At 66.0% G+C, this 6,693-nt stretch carries 5 protein-coding genes, 1 tRNA gene, 1 other RNA gene and 1 pseudogene; 1 reads left to right on the forward strand and 7 read right to left on the reverse strand.

The features are described from left to right. The 6 genes and pseudogenes from HMPREF3151_RS08565 to ffs form a co-directional block, all read right to left on the reverse strand. Window positions 1-420 (reverse strand): annotated as a pseudogene (locus HMPREF3151_RS08565) (hypothetical protein); the annotation flags it as partial. 117 nt (window positions 421-537) lie between these two features. Beyond that, window positions 538-1,164 (reverse strand): recombination mediator RecR, encoded by a 627-nt coding sequence (gene recR / locus HMPREF3151_RS08570; protein WP_070475124.1) that lies wholly within the window; start codon window positions 1,162-1,164, stop codon window positions 538-540. Window positions 1,165-1,226: 62 nt separating this feature from the next. Beyond that, on the reverse strand, window positions 1,227-1,601 hold the full coding sequence (locus HMPREF3151_RS08575) for a YbaB/EbfC family nucleoid-associated protein (protein ID WP_070475125.1): 375 nt from the start codon (window positions 1,599-1,601) through the stop codon (window positions 1,227-1,229). A 39-nt stretch (window positions 1,602-1,640) separates the two neighbouring features. Further along, the gene (locus HMPREF3151_RS08580) at window positions 1,641-3,794 is read right to left on the reverse strand and encodes a DNA polymerase III subunit gamma and tau (RefSeq protein ID WP_070475126.1); all 2,154 of its coding nucleotides are present in this window, start codon (window positions 3,792-3,794) and stop codon (window positions 1,641-1,643) included. A gap of 10 nt (window positions 3,795-3,804) precedes the next feature. Continuing rightward, the gene (locus HMPREF3151_RS08585) at window positions 3,805-5,085 is read right to left on the reverse strand and encodes an aspartate aminotransferase type Ic (protein ID WP_070475127.1); all 1,281 of its coding nucleotides are present in this window, start codon (window positions 5,083-5,085) and stop codon (window positions 3,805-3,807) included. Window positions 5,086-5,104: 19 nt separating this feature from the next. Next, window positions 5,105-5,202, reverse strand: an RNA gene (gene ffs, locus HMPREF3151_RS08590) — signal recognition particle sRNA small type. A gap of 122 nt (window positions 5,203-5,324) precedes the next feature. Here ffs and HMPREF3151_RS08595 point away from each other — a divergent pair. Then, window positions 5,325-5,410, forward strand: a tRNA-Ser gene (locus HMPREF3151_RS08595). Window positions 5,411-5,507: 97 nt separating this feature from the next. On the opposite strand, the gene HMPREF3151_RS08600 is transcribed toward HMPREF3151_RS08595, so the two are convergent. Further along, the coding region (locus HMPREF3151_RS08600; protein ID WP_083290270.1) for an IS481 family transposase at window positions 5,508-6,693 on the reverse strand (1,186 nt) is incomplete at its 5' end.

Raw genomic sequence — 6,693 nt, forward strand, 5'->3', positions numbered from 1 at the left:
GTCAATCGTGATGCGCGCCCGGCCGTTCTTCGGGGCGGAGAACGCGACCTGCTTCTTTTTCGGGGTGTCATCGTCGCGGGGCACCAGCTCGCGTGCGGCGCGCTCGATCGCGCGGTACCCGCCGGTCACATCCAGCAGTTCCAGGCGCAGCCGCCACCGCTCCCCAGCATCTTTCACGCCGCCGATACGCCGTTCGATCAGCGCGAGTTCGTCCAACGAGAACCCGCGGGCTTTCTGTACTGCCAGGGCTTGTTTGCGGGTGAATTTCGTCGGCCCGTAGTACACCTTTTGCATCGCATCCCACGCGCGTGCCCGCTCCGGCGCGATGCCCGCCGAAAGCGCAACAGGCAGGTCGAAGTGCCGCAGTGTCTCCATGGATGCTGCGGCCATCGCCTGAATAAACGCGTCGAACGGGTTCATGCCCCCAGACCCTAAACACCACGCAACCCCGCACAACCCCCGAACCGAAATCTGTGGACAACTCGCCACACCAGCCCCAACGTTGTCCACAGCCGCCCCCACCCGGGAACCGCGGCGCTACAACCGCAGTCTGCCGGTCAGGGCCCGGGAGAGCGTGAGCTCGTCGACAAACTCCAGGTCCCCGCCCAGCGGCATGCCGGAGGCCAAACGCGAAATGGTCAGGTCCGGAAAGTCCTTCAAAAGCCGCACCAGGTACGACGCGGTGGCCTCGCCTTCGGTGTCGGGGTCGGTGGCCAGGATGACCTCGGACACCGCCGGCGCCTCGGTGCCCTCCAGGTCCGGCAGCACCCCGCCGATGCGCTGCAGAAGCGGGGCAATCGCCAGGTCCTTCGGCCCCACGTTGGCCAGCGGGTCCAGCGCCCCGCCGAGCACGTGGTAGCGGCCGGAGTACTCGCCGGTGCGCTCGATGACCTGGATGTCTTTCGCGTCTTCCACCACGCACACGAGTGCTTTGTCGCGCCCCGAATCGGCGCAGATGCGGCACACGTCCTCGCGCGAGACGTTGTTGCAGATGCGGCAGAACGTCACCCCGTCGCGCACGGCGGCCAACGCGGCGCGCAGCCTATCGACGTCCTCCGGTTCCTCCTTCAACAAGTGAAACGCGATCCGCTGCGCGGACTTCGGTCCGACGCCGGGGAGGCGCGATAGCTCGTCGATAAGGTCCTGCAGTGGTCCTTCGAACACGGCGTCCTTTCACAAAAGAAAACGCGCCCGACCGCAAGGGGCCGGACGCGGTTGAGCGGGTGTTAGATGATGCCGCCGAACGGGATCTCGCCCGGGCCTGCCTGCGGTGCGCCACCCTGCGGTGCGCCGCCGCCCATCGCGCCGCCGGTCAGCGGGGCGATCTTCTCCTCGGCGAGCTTGCCGGCCTGGTTGTGGGCGTCGCGGTATGCGGCGAGGATGAGGTCCTGCAGCGACTCGATGTCGTCGGCGTCGACAGCCTCCGGCTTGATCTTGATGTCGGTGATCTCGGCGCCGCCGGTCATGGTGACGGTGACGAGTTCACCGCCTGCGGTGCCGGTGACCTCGGTCTGCAGCAGCTCCATCTGCGCCTGCTGGAGGGCGGCCTGTACCTCGGCGGCCTGGCGGATGAGTTCCTGCATGTCTTGCGGCTGGGTCATGGTTGTCCCCTTTCGTTCGCTAATAGTTCTCGCGCCAGTCTACAACGGCTTCGCGCCGAGCTCGGCGGCGAGCAGATCCATCGCCACCTCGGTGGCGTCGCGGCGGTCCGCGGTGCCAGCTTCGTCGCGCGCCTGGTCGGCCATGTCGCGCTCTTCGTCCTCGCGGGTGTACTCGGGCACATTGCCTATCGACGCCTCAGGCACCCCCTCGTCATAGTCATACGGCTCCGGCGGCGGCGGAATTTCCTCGCGTTCGCGCTTGGCCCGCTCGGCGGCCTTCTGGCTGGCGGCAAGCGCTGCGCTGCGCCAGTCGTCCTCGCGCTTGGAGGGTGTCGGTTGCGCCGGGGCCTGCTGCTGTGGTTGCTGTGCCTGGGCCTGTTGCGGCGCAGGTCGCTCCGCCGCAGGCCCGCCGATCTGGGCCGGCGCGTCCCAGCCGCTGGCCGGGGCGGGGGCGGGGTCGTCGGAGTCGGCGCTGTCGGAGCCGCTGTCCTCGCTGCCGGCTTCCGCGCCCGGGTTCCAAACCTCGCGCTTGGCGGGGCGGCGCAGGTTTGCAGTCGACGGGTCGGTGCCGATGACGCAGCGGACCTGGATTTTCGCCCCGAGCTTCTCGGAGAGCACGGTGGCGATGTCGGTGTTGTTCTTCTCGGCGTTGATGCGCTCGGCCAGCGCGCCGGTGTGGTGGCCGACCACGAGCACGTCGCCGTCGAAGCCGAGCGGTTTGGCCTCGGTGAGCATGATCTCGGCGACCTTGTTGCGCTCGCCGACGGACTGGCGCAGCCGCGTCCAGTCCTTCTCGATGCGCTCAAACAGCTCGTCAGTGTCCGGCGCAGGGGCTTTAGCGGTCTCCTGCTGGGGTTCAGGCTTGAGCTCCGGCTTGGGTTCTGCCGGCTGCGGCGGCTCCGGCTGCTCCTGCTGGCGGTTGCGCGAGCTCGCAGCTGCGGCAGCTGCGGCGGCCGCCGCGGCCGCGCCACCACCCGGTTGGGAAGGGCTGGGCTGTTGCGATGTCTGGGGTTGCTGCGGGGACGGCGCGGGAGAAGGCGCGGGCTGGGGCACAGCACCAGAACCGGCGGGAGCGGCGGGCGCAGCACCAGAGCCGCCGGGCTGCAACGTGAGCAGGTGGGCGGCCATGATCTCCAGCAGCAGGCGCGGCGAGGTGGCGCCGCGCAGGCTCGCGATGCGGTCGTTGACCTCGGACGCCAACAAAGCCAGGTGCTGCGGGGAGAACTGGTGGGCCTCTTGGGTGAGGATGTCGGCGCGGTCCGAGGGGGCGTCGACAAGCCCTTGCCCAAAGGCGTCCGGCACGGTGCGGATCAGCAGCAGGTCGCGCATGCGGTCCAGCAGGTCGAGGGCGAAGCGGCGGGGTTCGTGGCCGGACTCGATGACCTGGTCGATGGTGCGGTACATCGCGCCCGCGTCGCGGTCCGCCAAGGCGTCGACGGCGGCGTCGAGCAGCGTCAGGTCCGTCACTCCGAGCAGCGGCAGCGCCAGCTCGTAGGTCAGGCCGTCTTCGCCGGCGCCGGAGAGCATTTGGTCCAGGATCGACAGGGTGTCGCGCGGCGAGCCACCGCCGGCGCGGATGACCAGCGGGTAGACGTTCTCGTCGACGTGGACGCCTTCTTCTTCCACCACGTGCTGCACCAGCTCGCGCATCGCCTGCGGCGCCAGCAGTCTGAACGGGTAGTTGTGGGTGCGCGAGCGGATGGTGCCCAGCATCTTCTCCGGCTCGGTGGTGGCGAAGATGAAGATCAGGTGGGCGGGCGGCTCCTCCACAATCTTCAGCAGGGCGTTGTTGCCCTCTTTCGTGATCATGTGGGCCTCGTCGATGATGAAGACGCGGTAGCGCGACTCCGCCGGCGCGAACAGGGCGCGCTCTCGCAGTTCGCGCATGTCCTCCACGCCGCCGTGGGAGGCGGCGTCGAGCTCCATCACGTCCAGGTTGCCACTGCCGCCCGGCGCGAGGGCGACGCAGGATTCGCACACGCCGCACGGGGTGGAGGTGGGCCCCTCGGCGCAGTTTAGGGATCGCGCCAGGATGCGCGCCGAGGACGTCTTTCCGCAGCCGCGCGGGCCGGAAAAGAGGTAGGCGTGCGAGATCCGCCCGTTGTCCAGGGCGGTTGAAAGGGGGCGGGTCACCTGCTCTTGGCCGATGACCTCGCCGAACGTTGCGGGGCGGTATTTCCTGTACAGAGCCACGCGGGCAAGTCTAGTCCGCCTGTGCCTCCGCAGCTTCCACGCAGGCGAGCAGCACGCAGGTGGCTACGCCGTCCATGGCGGTACGCACCTCATCCAGCGGCGGCAGCGACGGCGCGAGGCGGATGTTCTGGTCGTTCTCGTCCACCCCGCCGGGGAAGGACGCGCCGGCCTTGGTCAGGGTGATGCCGGCTTCCTTGGCCAGCTCCCACACGCGGGTGGCGGAGCCGTCCAGCACATCCAGGGAGATGAAGTAGCCGCCTTCCGGTTCGGTCCACTCGGCCACCCCAAACTCGCCGAGGCGGCCCTCGAGGATCCCGATGACGGCCTCGAACTTCGGCGCCAGCGAGTTGGCGTGCTGTTTCATCAGCGTGTGCAACCCTTGGACGTCGCCAAGCAAACGCGCATGTGCGAGCTGGTTGACCTTGTTGGGGCCGATGCCGCGGATGGAGGCGTGGGAGGCGTACCACTCCAGGTTCGCCTTGGATGAGGCGAAGAATGCCACGCCGGAGCCGGCGAGGGTGATTTTGGAGGTGGACGACATGTACCAGAAGCGGTTCGGGTTGCCGTGCTTTTCCGCCAGCGCGATCACGTCGGGGTTGTCCGGCAGCGCGCCGGTAAGCGTGTGGATGGCGTAGGCGTTGTCCCAGATGATGCGGAAGTCTTCGGCCGCGGTTTCCATCGCGGCAAGCTTCTCGACGACCTCCGGTGCGAACGTCACCCCCGTCGGGTTTCCGTAAATCGGCACGGTCCACATGCCCTTGACCTGCGGATCTTTCACCAGTTCCTCGACGGCGTCCATGTCCGGGCCGGTCGGGGTCATGGGCACCTGGACCATCTCGAAGCCGAAGTGCTCGGTGATGGCGAAGTGGCGGTCGTAGCCCGGCACCGGGCAGATCCACTTGACGCGCTCCTCATCCTTCCACGGGCGCGGCGAGTCGTTGGTGCCCCAGATATACGCCCAGGAGATCAGGTCGAACATGATGTTCAGGCTGGAAGAGTCGCCGGCGATGAGGTTGTCCGGGTCAATGCCCAGGGCCTCGGCCCACAGTTCGCGGATGTCGGCGATGCCGGTCAGACCCCCGTAGTTGCGCACGTCCGCGCCGGTGTTGTCGGTGTAATCGCCCTCCCCCGGCAGGGAGAGCAGGGCGTTGGAGAAGCCGAGCTGCTCGCTCGACGGCTTGCCGCGGGTGAGGGCCAGGTTGAGGTTGCGGGCCTTGAGCTCGTCATACTGCTGACGGGTGCGCTGGGCCAGCTCGGAGAACTGTGCGGGATCGAGATCCGAAAGAGACATGGGTTACATCGTACAGCGCAATAAAAGGGGACCCCACGCACCTGCCAGAGCTCGCTGACCCTTGCTGCGTTCCCGCCCTGGGGGAGTTCACAAGATAACACCGCGTGGGATCCTGCCCGATACTGTAGCCATGTTGCCCCTCCAGAAACAAGCCAAGGGCACATAAGCCGGATGCGCTGCGGTTTTGGCCGTGGGCGCTGGGTGGTCTAATATATCGCAAGACGCTTTCGAGTGTCGCTGGAGGATTCGACTAGCGGCCTATGTCACACGCCTGGAACGCGTGCGGGTTTCACGACCCTCGTGGGTTCAAATCCCACATCCTCCGCAAATGTCATGAGTCGCGTCATGCTTGACGCATGAGTCGCGACATGCTGGACGGACCGGCATCCCAGTTGTTTTTTGTTCTGGGGTGCCGGTTTTGTTCATTTGGGGTGAAGTGGTGGGTCGCCGTGTTTCCAGTAGGCCTTTTGGTAGTCGCGGGCGGTGTCGATGTAGTGCTCGGTGATGACTTCTCCGGTTTCGACCAGTGATGTGATGATGTGGTTGTCGGTGATGACCATGAGAATTTTCTTGTGTTTGTAGGTGCGTCCAATGCCGAGGTGGAAGAGTTTGCCGGCGTAGCGCACGCTGACTTTGCCGTTTTTGTCGACTGTGTCGTTTCGGGTTCGCCATTCTTCTTTGGGGTTGTCGTTGGGCGTGGCTTTGACTCCGGCGGTGTATGCCTGCTGCGGGGTGCGTCTGCCCAGGGCGCGGTGGGGTCGGGTGCAGTTGTAGTATTGGCGAAACTCATTGAGGAGTTGTTGCAGTTCAGAAACCGTTTGTGCTGCGGGTCGGGCCTTGATCCATTTTTTGAGGGTTTGGTGGAACCGCTCAATTTTTCCTTGGGTTTGGGGGTGGCCTGGCCGGCCGTTTTTCTGTTGGATTTTGTGTGCGACGAGCACTTTTTCAAACGCGTTTCGCCCGCCTTTGCGCCCGGCTAGGCGGGCGGTGAACACCAAACCGTTGTCCGTCAGCGTGGATGCTGGCGGGCCGTATGCGCCGATCAGGCGGGTGAGTTCGGCGGCGACGGCGGGGCCTGTAAATGCGGCGGCCGCGGTGATTGACAACAGGTATCGAGAGTGGTCGTCGAGGAAGTCGAGGACTTCTACCCGCGTGTTATCAGCGAGGAAGAGGTGGGTGATGTCGGCTTGCCAGCATTCGTTGGGCATCGCCGCTTCGAAGCGGATGTAAGAGCTTTTCGGCTTCTTTTGCGGCTGCGGGGTGATCAAGCCCTCGTTGGTGAGGATGCGGCGGATCGTTGAGGTTGAGGGGGCGCGTTTGCCGGCCTGTTCGAGGTGGTAGGCGATGGTTTCGGGCCCGGCGTCGAGTCCGTGCCGGGTGAGTTGTTTGCGGATGCTGATGATTTCGTTGCGTAGTGCTTCCGGGACGGCGTGCGGGTGGGTGTGAGGGGCGCGTGATTTCGGTGCGATTGCCTCGGCGCCGCCTGCGTCGTAGGCGTTGAGGATCTGGTGGACGCGTTGCCGTGAGATGCCGAAGCGTTTGGCGACGCTGGTGGGTGTGCCGCCTTGATCTCTGACGAGGGTGTCAGGAAGTTTGTGTGTGAGGCTC

It is taken from the genome of Corynebacterium sp. HMSC05H05 (assembly GCF_001807265.1).
Taxonomy (GTDB): Bacteria; Actinomycetota; Actinomycetes; order Mycobacteriales; family Mycobacteriaceae; genus Corynebacterium.

Coding starts and splice junctions, on each gene's coding strand:
- HMPREF3151_RS08585 (WP_070475127.1), bottom strand. CDS start 5,085: ATGTCTCTTTCGGATCTCGATCCCGCACAGTTCTCCGAGCTGGCCCAG.
- HMPREF3151_RS08575 (WP_070475125.1), bottom strand. CDS start 1,601: ATGACCCAGCCGCAAGACATGCAGGAACTCATCCGCCAGGCCGCCGAG.